Source organism: Thermophilibacter sp. ZX-H3, assembly GCF_052599055.1.
Genome location: NZ_JBQXES010000003.1, coordinates 44401 through 60220, shown reverse-complemented (window position 1 = coordinate 60220; position 15820 = coordinate 44401). Strand labels below are relative to the sequence as shown.

Annotated in this window: 17 protein-coding genes; 7 read left to right on the top strand and 10 right to left on the bottom strand. The window is 67.1% G+C overall.

The annotated features are described in order from the left end of the window. The first annotated feature begins 46 nt into the window (after positions 1 to 46). The 5 genes from ACULPM_RS02025 to ACULPM_RS02005 all read left to right on the top strand — a co-directional run bounded on the left by ACULPM_RS02025 (position 47) and on the right by ACULPM_RS02005 (position 5665). Entirely contained in the window at positions 47 to 1987 is a 1941-nt protein-coding gene (locus ACULPM_RS02025) for an ABC transporter ATP-binding protein (protein ID WP_445331280.1), read from the top strand. Then, complete coding sequence (locus ACULPM_RS02020) at positions 1988 to 3721, top strand: ABC transporter ATP-binding protein (protein WP_445331281.1); 1734 nt, start codon at positions 1988 to 1990, stop codon at positions 3719 to 3721. Between the two features lie 99 nt (positions 3722 to 3820). Further along, positions 3821 to 4489: a DUF3793 family protein gene (locus ACULPM_RS02015; RefSeq protein ID WP_167929496.1), complete on the top strand. Its 669-nt coding sequence runs from the start codon at positions 3821 to 3823 to the stop codon at positions 4487 to 4489. A 38-nt stretch (positions 4490 to 4527) separates the two neighbouring features. Next, positions 4528 to 4956 (top strand): flavodoxin, encoded by a 429-nt coding sequence (locus ACULPM_RS02010; protein ID WP_167929495.1) that lies wholly within the window; start codon positions 4528 to 4530, stop codon positions 4954 to 4956. 73 nt (positions 4957 to 5029) lie between these two features. Next, complete coding sequence (locus tag ACULPM_RS02005) at positions 5030 to 5665, top strand: DUF6796 family protein (RefSeq protein WP_167929494.1); 636 nt, start codon at positions 5030 to 5032, stop codon at positions 5663 to 5665. 11 nt (positions 5666 to 5676) lie between these two features. On the opposite strand, the gene ACULPM_RS02000 is transcribed toward ACULPM_RS02005, so the two are convergent. The 4 genes from ACULPM_RS02000 to ACULPM_RS01985 all read right to left on the bottom strand — a co-directional run bounded on the left by ACULPM_RS02000 (position 5677) and on the right by ACULPM_RS01985 (position 8646). After that, positions 5677 to 6912, bottom strand: a complete 1236-nt coding sequence (locus ACULPM_RS02000) for a type II toxin-antitoxin system HipA family toxin (RefSeq protein WP_167929493.1) — start codon at positions 6910 to 6912, stop codon at positions 5677 to 5679. Positions 6913 to 6916: 4 nt separating this feature from the next. Next, a complete protein-coding gene (locus ACULPM_RS01995) occupies positions 6917 to 7213 on the bottom strand; it encodes a hypothetical protein (RefSeq protein WP_167929492.1) in 297 nt (98 codons plus the stop codon). Positions 7214 to 7329: 116 nt separating this feature from the next. Continuing rightward, positions 7330 to 7983 carry a class I SAM-dependent methyltransferase gene (locus tag ACULPM_RS01990; RefSeq protein ID WP_445331282.1) on the bottom strand — a complete coding sequence of 218 codons (654 nt, stop codon included), beginning with the start codon at positions 7981 to 7983 and terminating at the stop codon, positions 7330 to 7332. A 75-nt stretch (positions 7984 to 8058) separates the two neighbouring features. Beyond that, on the bottom strand, positions 8059 to 8646 hold the full coding sequence (locus ACULPM_RS01985; protein ID WP_445331283.1) for a TetR/AcrR family transcriptional regulator: 588 nt from the start codon (positions 8644 to 8646) through the stop codon (positions 8059 to 8061). A gap of 161 nt (positions 8647 to 8807) precedes the next feature. On the opposite strand from ACULPM_RS01985, the gene abiEi reads away from it, so the two are divergent. Further along, the gene (gene abiEi, locus ACULPM_RS01980) at positions 8808 to 9344 is read left to right on the top strand and encodes a type IV toxin-antitoxin system AbiEi family antitoxin (protein WP_167929490.1); all 537 of its coding nucleotides are present in this window, start codon (positions 8808 to 8810) and stop codon (positions 9342 to 9344) included. Then, positions 9334 to 10227 (top strand): nucleotidyl transferase AbiEii/AbiGii toxin family protein, encoded by an 894-nt coding sequence (locus ACULPM_RS01975; protein ID WP_167929489.1) that lies wholly within the window; start codon positions 9334 to 9336, stop codon positions 10225 to 10227. The genes abiEi and ACULPM_RS01975 overlap by 11 nt, the downstream gene beginning before the upstream one ends. Positions 10228 to 10291: 64 nt before the next feature. Here the strand turns inward: ACULPM_RS01975 and ACULPM_RS01970 are convergent, their stop codons facing one another. The 6 genes from ACULPM_RS01970 to ACULPM_RS01945 all read right to left on the bottom strand — a co-directional run bounded on the left by ACULPM_RS01970 (position 10292) and on the right by ACULPM_RS01945 (position 15713). After that, the gene (locus ACULPM_RS01970) at positions 10292 to 10657 is read right to left on the bottom strand and encodes a heavy-metal-associated domain-containing protein (protein ID WP_445331284.1); all 366 of its coding nucleotides are present in this window, start codon (positions 10655 to 10657) and stop codon (positions 10292 to 10294) included. Between the two features lie 71 nt (positions 10658 to 10728). Continuing rightward, positions 10729 to 11115, bottom strand: a complete 387-nt coding sequence (locus ACULPM_RS01965; RefSeq protein WP_167929487.1) for a YbaN family protein — start codon at positions 11113 to 11115, stop codon at positions 10729 to 10731. A gap of 47 nt (positions 11116 to 11162) precedes the next feature. Further along, complete coding sequence (locus ACULPM_RS01960) at positions 11163 to 11519, bottom strand: nitrous oxide-stimulated promoter family protein (RefSeq protein WP_167929486.1); 357 nt, start codon at positions 11517 to 11519, stop codon at positions 11163 to 11165. A gap of 98 nt (positions 11520 to 11617) precedes the next feature. Further along, positions 11618 to 13258 (bottom strand): thiol reductant ABC exporter subunit CydC, encoded by a 1641-nt coding sequence (gene cydC / locus ACULPM_RS01955; RefSeq protein ID WP_445331285.1) that lies wholly within the window; start codon positions 13256 to 13258, stop codon positions 11618 to 11620. Further along, positions 13255 to 15084, bottom strand: coding sequence for an ABC transporter ATP-binding protein/permease (locus ACULPM_RS01950; protein WP_445331286.1), 1830 nt, complete (start codon positions 15082 to 15084; stop codon positions 13255 to 13257). Before ACULPM_RS01950 ends, cydC begins: the two co-directional genes overlap by 4 nt. A 197-nt stretch (positions 15085 to 15281) precedes the next feature. Then, on the bottom strand, positions 15282 to 15713 hold the full coding sequence (locus tag ACULPM_RS01945) for an HIT family protein (protein ID WP_445331287.1): 432 nt from the start codon (positions 15711 to 15713) through the stop codon (positions 15282 to 15284). Positions 15714 to 15820: the final 107 nt, after the last annotated feature.

The window sequence follows — 15820 nt, the reverse complement described above, 5'->3', positions numbered from 1 at the left end:
GGTGCGACGGAACGTCTATCAAGGTCTCCACAGGCAGGAGGTTTCGATGTCTGACTCTCAAGCAACCAAGGCGAGCGGTGCCCGCGGCAAGGGCGCCGTGAGACGCCTGCTCGCCTTCGCCGGCCCGCGCCGTGCACTCACGTACCTGGGCTGCGCGCTCTCGGCCGTCTCTATGCTCGTGGGCTTTGGCCCGTACGTCTGCGTCTGGCTCGTGGCGCGCGACCTCATCGCCGTGGCCCCCGACTGGGGCGCGGCCACCGGGATCGCCGCATACGGCTGGTGGGCGTTCGGCCTTGCGGCCGCGAGCATCCTCACCTACTTCGCCGGCCTCATGTGCACGCACCTCGCCGCCTTCCGCTGCGCGTCCAACATGCGAAAGCGCACCACGGACCACCTCATGCACGCGAGCCTCGGCTACTTCGACACGCACGCGAGCGGGGCGCTGCGCCGCGTCGTGGACGGCTGCGCCGCCGAAACCGAGGGGCTTCTCGCCCACAAGCTCCCTGACACCGCGGGCAGCATCGCCATGATCGTCGGCATGCTGGTGCTGTTCTTCGTCTTTGACTGGCGGCTCGGCCTCGCGTGCCTTGTCGCGGTGGTCATCTCGCTCGGCTGCATGTTCTACATGATGGGCGGGCGCGGCATGGACTTCATGACGCGCTACATGGAGTCGCTCGTCAAGATGAACAAGACGGGCACCGAGTACGTGCGCGGCATCCCCGTGGTCAAGGTATTCCAGCAGACGGTCTACAGCTTCCGCGCGTTCCACGACGCCATCGAGGAGTTCACGCGGCTCGCGCAGGACTACGCCGTCAAGTGGTGCCAGACGCCTCAGTCGCTCTCGCTCACCATCATCAACGGCGTCGCGATCTTCCTCGTACCGGCGGCGATCCTCGTCGCGCCCGGCGAGGGTGACTTCGCGCGCTTCCTGGCCAACTTCGCGTTCTACGCGATCTTCTCGGCCGTGATCCCCACCGCCATGACCCGCGTGATGTTCATGTCCGAGGCGTTCCAGTCCGCCGCGGACGCCGTCTCGCGCGTCGAGGAGGTGCTGGCCGCCCCCGTAATCTCCGCTCCCGCCGCGCCGCGCACGCCCGCGGGTAACGCCATCTGCTTCGAGGACGTGACCTTTACCTACGAAGGTGCGGACGCCCCGGCGCTCGACCACGTGAGCTTTGAGGTGCCCGCCGGCGCGACGGTGGCGCTCGTGGGCCCCTCCGGCGGCGGCAAGACCACGGCGGCGAGCCTCGTGCCGCGCTTCTGGGACGTGACCGCCGGGCGCGTGACGCTCGGCGGCGTGGACGTGCGCGAGATGGACCCGCACGACCTCATGGACCGCGTGGCCTTTGTCTTCCAGGCCAACCGCCCCTTCCGTCAGACGATCCTGGAGAACGTGCGCGCCGCGCGCCCCGAGGCCACCCGCGAGGAGGCGCTCGCCGCCCTCGAGGCCGCCCAGTGCGCGGACATCCTGGAGAAGCTGCCCCAGGGTGCCGACACGCTCGTGGGGACGGGTGGCACCCACCTCTCCGGCGGCGAGGTGCAGCGCCTCATGATCGCCCGCGCGATTCTCAAGGACGCTCCGGTGGTGGTGCTCGACGAGGCGACGGCCTTCGCCGACCCGGAGAACGAGGTCAAGATCCAGGCCGCCTTCAGGCGCCTTGCCCGCGGGCGCGACGGCTCCCCGCGCACCGTCCTCATGATCGCGCACCGCCTCTCCACGGTGCGGAACGCCGACAAGATCGTGGTGCTTGACGCCGGGCACGTGGCCGAGCAGGGCACGCACGACGAGCTGCTGGCGGCGGGCGGCCTCTACGCCCGTATGTGGGTCGACTACGAAAAGTCCGTGAGCTGGCGCATCACGAGCGGTGAGACAAAGGGGACACCGTGCAAAGGGGACAGTCACTTTCGCACGAGCTCGCCGTGCGAAAGTGACTGTCCCCTTTGCACGAAAGAACCTGTCCCCTTTGTCTCACCGGAGGTGGAGTAGATGAGCATCCAGGAGAAGTACGCCCTCACCGACGAGGGCCTGAAGAACGTCAAGCTCGGCGCCGTGTGGACGGCCGCCTCGAACCTCGTGGTCTTTGGCGGCGTGGGCGCCCTCTATCTGCTCATGAGTGAGCTCGTGGCGCACCTCACCGAGGGCGCGCCGCTGCCGAACCTCCTCCCGTACGCGGCGGGTCTCGCCGCCTTTGCCGTCGCGCTCTTCGTGGCGGAGTACTGGGCCTACTACTACCAGTACGGCGTCATCTACAAGGAGAGCGGCCGGCAGCGCATCGGCCTCGCAGAGCGCCTGCGCAAGCTGCCCCTGGGCTTCTTTGGCCGCCGCGACCTCGCCGACCTCACCGAGACCCTCATGACCGACGTCAAGACCACCGAGCACGCCTACAGCCACGTGCTGCCCGAGCTCTATGGCGCCTACATCACGCTCGCCGTGGCGGCCGTCTGCCTGTTCTCCTTTGACTGGCGGCTCGCGCTCGCGTCGCTCTGGAGCTGCCCGGTGGGGCTCGCCATCCTCTTCGGCGCGCGACGCGCCCTCCAGCCCATGATGGAGGCCACGCGCATGCGCGGCCTCGCCACCTCGGAGGACATCCAGGAGGCGCTCGAGTGCGTGCGCGAGGTGCGCGCGACCAACCAGGAGGGGCGCTACCTCGAGCACATCCACGCCGATGTGGACGCGGCGGAGCGCCAGGCCGCCCGCTCGGAGATCGCCTGCGGCATCGCCGTCAACGGCGCCCAGATCGTGCTGCGCCTGGGCCTTGCCACCACGGTGCTCGTGGGTGCGGCGCTCATCCTGGAAGGCTCCTGCACGTTCATGACGCTCTTCGCCTTCCTTGTAGTGGTGAGCCGCATCTACGCGCCCTTCGACCAGTGCCTCATGCTCATCGCCGAGCTCTTCTCGGCCAAGACCGCCGCGGCGCGCGTGAAGAGCTTCTACGAGGAGCCGCTCGCGCAGGGAGGCGAGGCGTACGAGCCTGCCGGTCACGACGTTGCCTTCGAGGACGTGTCCTTCTCCTACGACGGCGGAGAGAAGGTCCTCGACGGCGTGACGTTCATTGCGCGCGAGGGCGAGGTCACGGCGCTCGTGGGGCCCTCCGGCTCCGGCAAGTCAACGTGCGCGAGGCTGGCGGCGCGCCTGTGGGACGCCGACGCGGGGCGCGTCACCGTGGGCGGCGTGGACGTGGCGACCGTGGACCCCGAGGTCCTTCTCGCCGACTTCTCCGTGGTCTTCCAGGACGTGCTGCTCTTCGACGACACGGTGATGGGCAACATCCGCCTCGGCCGGCGCGGCGCCACCGACGAGGAGGTGCTCGCCGCGGCGCGGGCGGCCAACTGCGACGAGTTCGTGAGTCGCCTGCCGCTGGGCTACGACACGATGATCGGAGAGAACGGCGCGCGCCTCTCCGGCGGCGAGCGCCAGCGCATCTCCATCGCGCGGGCGCTGCTCAAGGACGCGCCGGTCGTGCTCCTGGACGAGGCCACGGCGTCGCTCGACGTGGAGAACGAGACGCAGGTCCAGGAGGCGCTCTCGCGCCTGCTCGCTGGCAAGACCGTCATCGTGATCGCCCACCGCATGCGCACGGTCATGAGCGCGGACAAGATCGTGGTGCTCGAGGACGGTCGCGCGGCAGAGCAGGGCTCGCCGGAGGGACTGCTCGCCACGGGCGGCCTCTTCGCCCGCATGGTACGCCTGCAAACCGAGAGCGCCAACTGGTCGCTGTGATCCAAAAGGGGGCAGTCCCCTTTTTGGTCATGGACAATATGTTAACTATGGGTTACTCTATGCTCATTAGAGTTAGGCAAAGCTAACTATTGGAGACGTATGGGCCAGGGAATGGACGTCTGCCTTGCCGTTGACGCCAGCGACGCCTCGCCTCGCGAGCACCTAGAGGCGAGGTTCGTGCGCTGCCTCGTCTGTCAGGCGGGCATCGTGCTCGCGGGACGCAAGCCGGCAGCAGTCTTTGGCTTCCGGATGTCGCCCGACGAGGCCGCGCGCCCGACGTTCATGCGCCGCCTCCTCGTGAGGGTCCTCATAGGGACCTACGCGTGGCACCTCCGACGCTTCGGCGTGCGCGTCTCCCTGCTGGGCTGGCGAGAAGGGCGGGCGATGCTGCTCGTCTGGCGGCCACGCCGTATCCGGTCTCTCCTCTCCGACGCGGGGGCGCACGCGCTTCTCGACAAGAACCGCCTCCCCTCTCGCAGCGGAGCGCTCATGGGAGAGCTCAGGCGGCGCCTGCGCGCCTACTACGGAAACAGGGCCCCCTTTCCCCACGAGATCGGCTTTGTCCTCGGCTATCCCATCGAGGACGTCGACGGCTTCATGTCGGACGGGGGCCAGGGAGCGCGGGCGTGCGGGCGCTGGAAGGTCTACGGAGACGTGGACGAGGCGCTGCGCCGCTTCAAGGAGCTCGAGCGCGAGGAGCTCAGGATCAAGAGGCTCTACTCCGAGGGAACGCCCCTGCGGGGGCTTCTCCGGATGGCAACGGCATAGCAGGGGCGGCTGAGTCCGCACGACGAAGGGAGACTTCCATGAGCAAGAGCATCGCGATCGTGTACTGGACGGGGACGGGCAACACCGAGGAGATGGCCCGCACGCTCGAGGCGGGCATCGCCGCCGCAGGGGCCGAGGCCCGCGTCGTGCCCGTCGCGGACTTCTCGGCGGAGGACGTGCCCAACTACGACGCGCTCGCCTTTGGCTGCCCCGCCATGGGCGCCGAGGAGCTGGAGTCTGACGAGTTCGAGCCCGTCTGGGAGGCATGCCGCAACGCGCTGGGCGACAAGCCCGTTGTGCTGTTCGGCAGCTACGGCTGGGGCACCGGTGAGTGGATGGAGACCTGGCGGGCGGACGCGGAAGGGGCCGGCGTGAACGTGGTCTGCACCGTGATCGCCAACGAGGCCCCCGACGACGATGCCGTCGCCGAGCTCGAGGCAGCCGCAAGGAGCCTTATCGAGGCGTAATGGCTCATGCTGAGACCCCGGAACCGAGCGGGCTCCGGGACCATCTGACGCCCGCGATGGATGGGAGGCACCCATGCCGCCGACGCTCGTTCTTCTCGCCCTGGGGCTCCTGGGCTCGATTCTCATGTTCGCCGGGGACATGCTGCTCTACTTCACGCCCGGCGCCTACGACATGGACGGCACGCTCAGGCCGTATATGCGCATCATGCGGGACGTGCCCGCCGGCCGCGTGCGGGTTGGAGGCGCGCTCGGACCGATCGCCGCGTTCCTGTACGTGCTCGGGTTTGCGGGGCTTGCCCTCACGGCGCGCGGCGACTTCTCCTGGCTCGTCTGGCTGGCCGCGGCGCTGCTCGCCTTTGCCCTCATCTGCGGCGGTGCCTACCATGCCCAGTACGTCTATCTCTCCGTCATCGCCAAGGCGGGGCGAGAAGAGCTGTACGACGAGGTCGCGGGCAACATCATGTTTGTCATGCGATTTGCCACTGTGCCCATGTACCTGGGCTTTGTTGTTCTCGGCGTTGCCATAGTGCTGGGGCAGACGGTCTTTCCCGCGTGGCTTGTCGTCCTCACGCCGCTGGTTACGTCGTTTCTCGGCCTCGTGTGGATGCGCGTGCCGCAGCCGGCGCGCTGCATCCTCTTTGGCGGGTGGAGCAACCTCGTCTTCACGATCATGTTCGCCGCAATGGTTCTTGCCCTCAGGCTTCCGTGAGGTGGCGGCGCCTACCGAGAGAGCGCCCTCAGTTTGCGAACGCCGACCTCGAAACAGTCCGCCATGTAGTCGATGGACGCCTCGGATATGCCGTCCGCACGGGCCTGCCTGCGCCAACCGGAGAGGGCCGACACCATGCGGGACGCGACGTCGCGCGCCTCGGCGAGGCCCAGACGGAAGAAGTCGAGAACCTCAAACGCCAGCTCCGGCTCCGCGTCGCGCACGTCAAACTCGAGGCCAGTCGTGAGGAACTTGGGCTCGGACCCCGGCGTGGGGTTCACGTCGAATGCGGGCGAGAGCCTCCAGCCGGACTCCTCCCGGAGAAAGCCGTAGTTCCTCAGGTGGTTGTCCGTGTTGCCAACGGCACAGGAGAAGAGCGCCCGCGTCCAGAGGTCCCTGAGATCCCAGGCGGGCTGCGACCCCTCAGTCTCGATGAAGTCAACTAGCTCGAGATAGGAGTACCGCCCACCATCGGTGCCCTGAACCGCGGTCAGACCGCTGATGTACGGGACTCGCTCGCGCCCCCGTCGGTCAAAGCGCCGCGTCAGCAGAACAGAGCGCCCGGCGACGCGCAGCAGACGGGAGACCGGTACGGGAATACCCGACCTCTCCATGAGGCACAGAGCGACGTGCTCCCATGCGCACACATCATCGATGGCCGACTCGTCCGCCTTGGGAAACTTCGCGATGCAGAGAAAACCTCCCTCATCCCGAACAGAGGCCTTGGGCCGAGCGCCGCCCAGGCTTGACCCGGCGGCGAGAAGGTCACGGACGTCGGCGTCCATGTCCGAGGCCGCGATGTCGGCAGCCCGCAGAAGGGAGGGGATGCTCGTCTCGCGCGGCACCCCGTCCGCAACTCCCGAAAGCACCCGGCCATCCGTATCCCAAATGCGCAAGGCACCCTGCCTTGCCTCGTCGTTAACGCCGACGAGCATATCGGCCTCGAAGAGCGTCCTGGGAACCCGCTCGTCCTCCCGTGCGCGGACGCGCTCCGCACGAAGCATCAGGTTGCGCCCCCACCGGTCTGGCATGCAGTCCTCGAGCGCGCGAAAAGCCCGAAGCCCCTCGGAGTGAAAAGTCCCCGGGCCGAGCGGCATGTCCGGCGCCAGAGTAAAGGCGCGGGCGTCATCCAAATAAGAGGTCGCATAAGAGAAGGTCGCCGTCTCATCGCCGTGACGGACGTTTTGATACAGCCTTCCCGCCAGGACGTCCTCGCCCTCGATCTGAACGGTAACGTCGAGCTGCATGCCCTCACCTCCTCACACGCTTGGGCACGTCCTGCTCCGCCCGCGCGCGACCGATAGGCGTGTTCAGCGGGTCGGTTGCGTCCTCGACGCCCTGCAGCAAACCCAGAATGCGGGCGACGCGCAGGAAGTTCTCGAATGTGCCCGCGCCCTCGTTCAAAAGGCGACGAACTGTGGGGACAGAGAGGTTCGCACGCTCGGCGAGCAGCCCAAGCGTGATGCGCTGCTGGCGACGCGCCAGGTCGAGATTGGCCGCAATGGTGCGCATTGCACGCGACACCGGTATGGGGGTTCTTCCCGCCATAGCGCTCCTAACAGAAAGAGATGCTTCTGTAATAGTCTATAACAGAAATATATGCTTGTCTAAGCCAAGCTTTTGCGCTTGCGCGATTGCCATGAGCGATCATACTGACAGAGCAATCAGGCACCCTTGCGCGCGACGGCGACGCAGGCGGTCGAGCCCACGCGGCGCCAGGACACGTCGCTGAACCAGGTGCCGAGGATGCGGCGCATCTCGGCCTCGGAGTAGATGCGGACGTCGCCCTCCTTTGAGTGGGGCATCCACGCGTTCATGATCGCGCGGGCGGGCGCCGGCTGCCACGCGTCGCCTACGACGAGCGTCCCACCGGGCGCGAGCACGCGCCACGCCTGGAAGGCTGCGCGCTCGGGGTCCGGGTAGTGGTGGAAGGAGTCGTTGCACCAGGCGGCGTCGAACGAGCCGTCGCGGAAGGGCAGGCGCTCGGCGTCGCAGAGGAGGACCTCGGCCCGCCCGCCCAGGCGCGCGCGGGTCGCCTCGGCCATCCTCGGCGACAGGTCCACGCACGAGAGGCGCGCGCCCGGGATCTCGCCGAGCGCCAGCTCGGCGAGGGCGCCCGTGCCGCAGCCCAGGTCGAGCAGGCGCGGGGCGGGGCCGCCCTCCACGGCGCGCCTCACCTCCGCGAGCACGTGCGGGTAGAGCCGGCGCGCGTGATCGCCTTGCATGCTCACGTCGTAGGTCGGCGCCTGCGCGTCGAAGGCCGCGCGGGAGCGCGAGCGCAACAGCTCGGCGTCCTTCTCATCCATCCTGTTGTCCATCAGTTGTCCTTTCTGTTGAGCATTGTTCAATATAATCGGCCGAAAAGAGCCCCGGCGACAGCCGGGGCGGGATCCCTAGTCGGCGGCGCCCCCCGAGCGGAACTCGGCGAGCAGCGCGCAGAGGTAGCGGCGGGCGGCGGCGGTCGCGGCCCCGTCCGGCATGCCCGGGCCCGAGGTTAGGCCCACCGCGCCGTAGGTCATGATCGCGGCGAGCTCGTCGGCGTCGGGAGCAGCCGCGCCGCGCGAGGCGGCGTCGGCCTCGAGCGCGGCGCGCAGGTGCGGCCGCACCGCCTCGCACATGGCGAGCGAGAGCCTGTCGTGAAGGGCGCCGTGCCCCTCGGCGTGAAAGAAGGCGGAGTAGGGGTAGCCGCCGCTCGCACCGAGGTCGAGGGCTCGCTCGAGCCTCTCGTCCAGCGAGGGGCCCTCCTCGTCCAGCGCCGCGTTAATCCCCTCGGCGCAGCGGCGGGCGTAGTCCCCGATGGCCTCGGCGAACATCCTCTCCTTGGAGTCGAAGTAGTGGTAGGCGAGCCCCGGCGCCACGCCGGCGGCGCGCGCCACGGCCCGCACGGACACGTTGTCGTAGCCCTCCTCGGCGAAGAGCCTCATGGCGCAGGCCAGCAGCTCGCGCCGGCGCTCCCCGGGGTCCATCACGGTTCTGGTCACGGCGGCCACCTCCTCGGGAGGGATCGTACACCTTGATTGAACATTGGTCAATAATACATAACACAGAGCGTGTCTATTCGCTTCTGTTCAATCCACTATAACTATACAGAAATCGGCTTTATATAGACGATTGCTGTATACTGTTCCAAAGGAGGACGGGCATGAAGACACTGGAGGCACAGCGGCGTTTCTCTCAACTCGAAAACGTCAAGAACGCATACCGCTCTCGAGACCTCGAGCTTCTGCTCGAGGAACGTGGGGAGAAGCTGAGAAGCACCATTAGGCGCCTCGTCGACGCCCGTGTCCTCGTGCGCGTCGCGCGTGACCTGTACTGGCACCCCACTACAGCCGCAACCAAGTTTCAGCCCATCGAGGAGATCGCCGCGCTGCTGCGGATCGGCAGCAGCTGCTACGTGGGCATGGAGAGCGCCGCTTCGAGATGGGGCATCATCTCGCAGGTCCCCGTCGACCGTCTCACCGTGGTCACGACTGGACGCGAGGGGACGTTTCCCACACCCTTCGGAACCATTGAGTTCATCCACACCCGCGCGGACGCATTCGAAATCGCGAAGAACACGGTAGATGTCCCCAACAGCCCCTTGCGCCTCGCAACAAAGCGTTACGCCGCCGTCGGTCTCAAACGCGCACGGCGCTCGCTTGACCTCATCGACTGGGAGGAGCTTGAAGGTGAGCAGTAGCATGTTTTCCGAATTCGCACGAGGGGTCGCAGCGCGGCACCAGCTGGGAACCCTCCTTCCCGTCGTGGAGAAGGAGCTTCTGCACTACGACATCCTCGCAGCGCTCGACGCCTCGGGATGGCTGAAACGGCTCGTGTTCCAGGGCGGCACCTGTCTGAGGCTGTGCTACGGCAACGTGAGGTACAGTGAGAACCTGGATTTCACGACCCCCGATGAACTCATTGAGATCGACCTCGCCGGTTTTGCCCAAGTGCTGTCACAAGCTCTCGACACACAGTACCATCTTGGGGTTCGCGTCAAGGAACCCACCTCCGTCAAGGCCTTCAGCGGAGGCGGAAGTCTCAAACGCTGGCAAATCATCGTAGATACCGCCCCCGAACGTCCTGACCTTCCCTCGCAGAGAATCAAGATTGAAATCGCAAGGATTCCATCCTACGATACTTCGATGCGCTTCCTCGCCATTAACTATCCTGAGCTGCCCAGAGCTTTTGCCAACATGCTCGTGCGCTGTCAGAGCGCAGATGAGATTCTCGCTGGCAAGCTCATCTCGTTTGCCAATTCGTCCGCAGCGCCCCGCTACCGTGACCTGTGGGACATTCCGTGGATCGTCGGAAACCATGGGTGGCACATGGACGAAGTCGCTCGCATGGTGGGCCTCAAGCACGTTGATTACGGATGCTCGCGGCGCCTGCTGGAGCTCCTTGAGTCCGGGCGGGCGCGAGCGCTCGCGCTTGCCACCTCGCGTGAGTTTGCCGACCAGATGGCGCGATTCGTTCCGCGCGAGGCATTTGAGAAAATCCTCGGAGTCCCCGGATACGCCGAGGCGCTCGCCACGTGCATCAGCGAGACGTATTCCGCTGTCACGCAAAGGCTCTGCTCTTAGCTCAAACTCGCCCGAGCGACGTAGACCCCTTTTGCTTGCCCGTCTTTTCCGTAACGCGAAAACCCTATCCCACCACGCGGTAGCCGGCCGCCTCCACCGCGGCGGCGAGCGCGGCGCGGTCGATCGGGTCCTTGGAGAGCACGCGCACGTGGCCGGGCAGGGTCGCGCGCGCCCACACGCCTCCGATGCCGTCGAGCGCGGTCTCCACTACTGCGAGGCAGTGCTCGCAGTGCATCCCCTCAACGGTGAGCTCGACCTCGTAGGGGTAGTGCGCCTCGTTGGTGTCGGCAACCGTCGGGCGCGCGACATGGGACTCTCCCCCATCGGAGCACCCGCAGCCGCAGCCGCCCCGGCGCAGCGTCCGCAGGTAGCGCTGGGCGGCGAGAAGAACCACCGCCACCGCGGCGAGGACGATAATGACGTTGATCATGGCAACCTCCTTACGAGCTCACGTTCTTCTCGCCCGCCAAATGATTCAAAAGGGGTCTGTCCCCTTTTGGATCACGCCTCGGCGGGGACGCGACGGGTCTTCACGCCGAAGCAGAAGTACAGGATGTGGAACACCCACACGCACGCGAGGACGATCTGGCCCAGGCGCACCTGGTGCATCATGACAAAGCCGATGGACATGAGCACGGTCACCGTGACCATCACGCGGATCTTGGTGGCCCAGTCCATGCCCTGGCCGCTCACGTAGCTCTCGAGGTTCTTCTTGTAGAGCTTGGTGCCAGTGAACCACGCGTGCAGCCGCTCGGAGCTCTTGGCAAAGCAGAACGCCGCGAGCATCAGGAACGGAAACGCCGGCAGCAGCGGCACCACCGCGCCGATGGCCCCCAGCACGAGCCCCACGCAGCCAAGCGCAACGAGCAGCACCTTCTTCACCTTCATGCGTCCTCCTTCCGATGTGCAAAAGTGCCTGTCACTTTTGCACGCTTTTACACGGACAGCCGCCTCTTCTCGGCCTTGGTCTCGATGACGTGGCGGACGGCCGCCACAGGGTGATGGAAGATCATGCGCGGGCCCGAGAAGCGCATGACCTCGCGGATCTTCTCGCGCATCTCCGGCCTGTAGCAGTGCACGCGGCAGTTCGAGCAGAAGGTCTTGGTCTCCATGAAGGGGCAGCGGTCGCTGCGCTGTCGCGCGTACTCCGCGAGCTCGGCGCACTCCGGGCAGAGCTCGTCGCCGCGCGTGCCATGCCGCCTGCGGCAGTAGAGCGCGATCATCTCGGAGACCATGCACTTCTCGCGCTCGCGCTTGGCTGCCACGCGCTCGGAGTCGGACGTGCGCGCCATCAGCTGACCCTCCCGTTCTCAACGCGCCAAATAAACCTGACGCCAGTGGCGTGCGTCCTCAACGCGCCAAATAAACCTGACGTCAGTGGCGTGCCGCATCATGAGACGCGCCCGTTCTCGACGCTGACCACGGTGTCGGCGATGCGCATCGTGGACGGACGGTGGGAGACGAGAAGGACCGTGCGCCCGGCGCGCTCCCGAGCAATGGAGCGCAGGATGACGGCCTCGTTCAGGCTGTCGAGGTTGCTCGTGGGCTCGTCGAGCAGCATGAACGGGGCGTCGTGCAGGAAGGCGCGCGCAAGTCCCAGACGCTGGCGCTCGCCGCCGGAGAGGGTGTCGCCGAGCTCGCCGACCGGCGTGTCGTAGCCGGCCGGCAGGCTCATCACAAAGTCGTGGACCGATGCCTTGCGGCAGGCGGCCTCGATCTGATCGTCCGTGGCGTCGAGCCGCGCGATGCGCAGGTTGTTGCGGATGCTGTCGTGGAAGAGGTGGGTCTCCTGCGTGACGAGGGACTCCAGCTCGCGCAGGTTGGCCGTGTCCACGTGCCGCACGTCGCGCCCGGAGACGGAGACGCTCCCCTCGTCCGCGTCCCAGAACCGCATGAACAGGCGCAGCAGCGTGGACTTGCCGGAGCCGGAGCGCCCGGTGATTCCCACGATTCTGCCGGCAGGGGCCTCGAGCGAGACGTCCGTGAGCACGCGCTCGTCTCCGTAGGAGAAGCCCACATGGCTCGCCGCTGCGCCGTCAAAGCCCACGTGCTTCTCGCCCGTAACCTCTGGCGTTACCGGCTCCTCGTCCAAGATGGCGAGCACGCGCTCCCCCGCCGCAAGGGTGGGCTGCAGCGTGGAGCCCAGGTTCGCAAGCGCCACGACCGGGCCAAACGAGCTCATGAGCGCGAGCACAGGGACGAGCACCCCGTCAAAGCCCACGGCACCGACGCGGTGAAGCGCCGCCGCCACAAGCAGCATGACCAGGTCGCAGGCGAGAATGACCGTGTTCGTGAGCGCCGTGGCACGACCGGTTGAGCGCTTCATGCGCTCCTCGTCCACGGCGAGCGCGCGGGACCGCTCGTCCATCTGGGCCAGGCGCTCCACACCCGCTCCGTACTGCAGAATCTCGTCCAGGCCGCGCAGGCTCTCCAGCACGAAGCTCGAGAGCTCGCCCGCGCCGGCGCGGAAGCGCGCGCCGGCGTCACCGGCAAGCCGCGCCGCGACGAGCGGGCACGCCACGCCCACGGCGAGGTACGACGCCGCGGCAACGACGGCGAGCAGCGGGTGGAAGCTCCCGATGAAGGCGCAGGCGCCCGCGCAGAAGAAGAGCGCAATCGCCGCGGGCGAGATGGTGTGCGCGTAGAAGACCTCGAGGAGCTCGATGTCCGAGGTGATGAGCGAGATGAGGTCGCCGCGGTCGCGCCCCTCGAGCTTGGCCGGGGCAAGCCGACGCAGCGCCCGGAACACGCGGTCGCGGACGAGCGCGAGCAGCTTGAACGCGATGAAGTGGTTGCACGCCTGCTCGCCGTAGCGGAGGAGCCCTCGCGCCACGGCGCAGACGGCCATCGCCACGATGAGACCAAAAAGTGGCGCCGCCGCGCCGTCCGCGAGCACCGCGAGCACGCCGTAGCCGCCGAGCACCGTGATCGCCGCCGCGCAGACGTGGCCGAGAAGCCCCATGAGGATTGCCAGCACCATGAATCCCACAAGCGGGCGCACCAGCCCCACGAGCCGAAGCATCACCCTCATGCGACCACCTCCCGCGAGACAAAGGGGACGGGTTCATTTGTCTCATCGCGCTGGCCAATCGAAGACGAGCGCGCAGGGCGAGGCGATGAGACAAATGAACCTGTCCCCTTTGTCTCACCCTCGAGCTCACGCTGGGCGCGCCAGAGCGTGGCGTAGCGCCCGCCCGCGGCGACGAGCTCGGCGTGACGCCCGCGCTCCACCACGCGTCCGCCGTCGAGCACGAAGATCTCGTCGGCCCCCACGACGTTCGCCAGGCGGTGTGAGATGAGGATCACCGTCGCGCGTCCGGCCAGTCCACGCACCGCATCCATGATGGCGTCCTCGCTCTCCGCGTCCACGTTGGAGGTGGCCTCGTCAAAGACGTAGACCGGCGTCTCGTGCAAGAGCGCTCGGGCGATGGCCAGGCGCTGGCGCTGACCACCCGAGAGGTTGGAGCCGCGCTCCGCGAGCATCGTGTCCAGCCCGTCCTCGCCGCGCAGGAAGCCCGCGAGACGCGTAACCTCGAGCACGGACCAGAGCGCATCGTCGCTCGCGCCTGGCGCCGCGACCAGCAGGTTCTCGCGCACCGCCCCCTTGAAGAGGTAGCTCTCGTGACCCACGTACGTCACGTGGGCGAGCAGGTCGGCAGCATGGAGCGCAGAGACCTCCACGCCGCCCACCGCGAGCAAGCCGCGATACCCGCGCAGCCGGCCCAGCAGGAGCGCCGCGAGCGTGGACTTGCCGCAGCCGGACTCGCCCACCACGGCCACGAAGCCGCCGGCCGATACGTTCAGGCTCACGCCGTCAAGCACCTCACGCTCCCCGTCATACGAGAAGCGCAGGTCGCGAGCACGCACGTCGCAGCTCGCGGGAAACGCAGCGCCGCCCGCCGGCGGCTCCGGCAGCTCCAGCAGCCGGAAGATCTTCTCGCTCGCTGCCATGCCGTTCATGGCCACGTGGAAGAACGACCCCAGCTGGCGCATGGGAATGAAGTAGTCCGCCGCCAGCAGGATGATGGCCAGGCACCCGCCCAGGTCAACGGCACCCGCCGCCGTCTGCGTGAGCGCCAGCGCCACGCCGGCGGCCGCCCCGCCGTACGCCACGAGGTCCATGATCGTGATGGAGTTGAGCTGCATCGTGAGCACGCGCATCGTGATGCGCCGGAACTTCTCGGCCTGCTCGTTCATCTCGGCCTGCTTGAACTCGTCTGCCTGGTAGACCTTGAGGGTGGTGAGACCCTGGAGGTTCTCCAGGAACGTGTCGCCGAGCTCGGTGTACTGCCCCCAGTAGCGGCCGAGCAGCTTCTTTGCCCAGGTCTGCACCGCGGCGATGGCAACCGGGATGAGCGGCACGCACACGAGCAGCACCACGGCCGCCGGCACGTTCACAAAGGCCAGGGCCACAAAGAGCGTGAGCGGCGCGAGCATGGCGTAGAAGAACTGCGGCAGGTACGCTCCGAAGTAGGTCTCGAGCTGATCGCATCCCTCAACGGCCACCTGCACGACCTCGGAGGTGCGCACGTCCTCGCGGTAGCTCGGCCCCAGCCGCAGGAGCTTCTCGTAGATGCGATAGCGCAGCGTGCGCTTGACCTCTCGGCTGGCGAGAAACCCCATGCGCGCGGAGCCCACGGCGGCAAGGCCGCGCACGACTGCCGCCACGACCACGCAGACGGCGAGAAGAACGAGGTCCCTCTCGCCCGCCGCGCCCGCCCAGAGCGCGGAGAGCGTCCGGCAGATGACGAGCACCATACCCATGTTGGCCACGAGCGACGCCCATTGCAGGGCCACGCTTGCGCCCACGTACCTCATGCTCCCCGGCACGATGCCGATGAGCCGCTTGTCGATCATCACGTGTCGTCGCCCCTCACGTCCGACGTCCTTCTCTGTTAGACAGAGTAAACTATCTGGACACAAGGGTTAGCCTATTGCAACTCAATTTGTTAGATGAACATAACTTTAGGGCGCTGACAAAGGCGACGGGGTCGACCGTCAGGAAAAAACCTAGTGGTCGACCCCGTCGTCTCTGTCAGCCTCTGGCGGGGGCGCTACAGGGCGGCAGAGATCTTGTCGATGAGCTCGGCATACTCGGCGTCGGAGAGCGTCACGCGACCCGGGTTCATCGCGAACACGTCGCCGAACTCGAAGGGGTCCTCCGCGTACTTGGGCACGAGGTGGAAGTGCAGGTGATGCATCGTGTCGCCATACGCCCCGAAGTTGATCTTGTCGGGCGAGAAGGCCCGATGCAGCGCGGCGGCCACATGGCGGACGTCGGCCATGAACGCCGCCGACTCCTCCTCGGTGAGGTCGCTGATGTCGTCGACGTGGCGCTTGGAGGCGACGATGCACCGACCGCGATGGCTCTGCTCCTTGAAGAGTATCAGCTGGCTTGCCGGCAGCTCGCAGATGGGGATGCCAAAGGCGCCCACCAGCTCGTCCTTCTCGCCAATCATGCAGTATGCGCAGCTCTCGTCCCTCATGGTCTCCCCTTTCTCGCATGCTCCTGACGACCTAACTGTAGCGCCGGGGCCGCCGCGCGCGGAGGACAGGTCGGCAAGCGTGCGGGCGCGCCGCGTTTGCGCGAGCA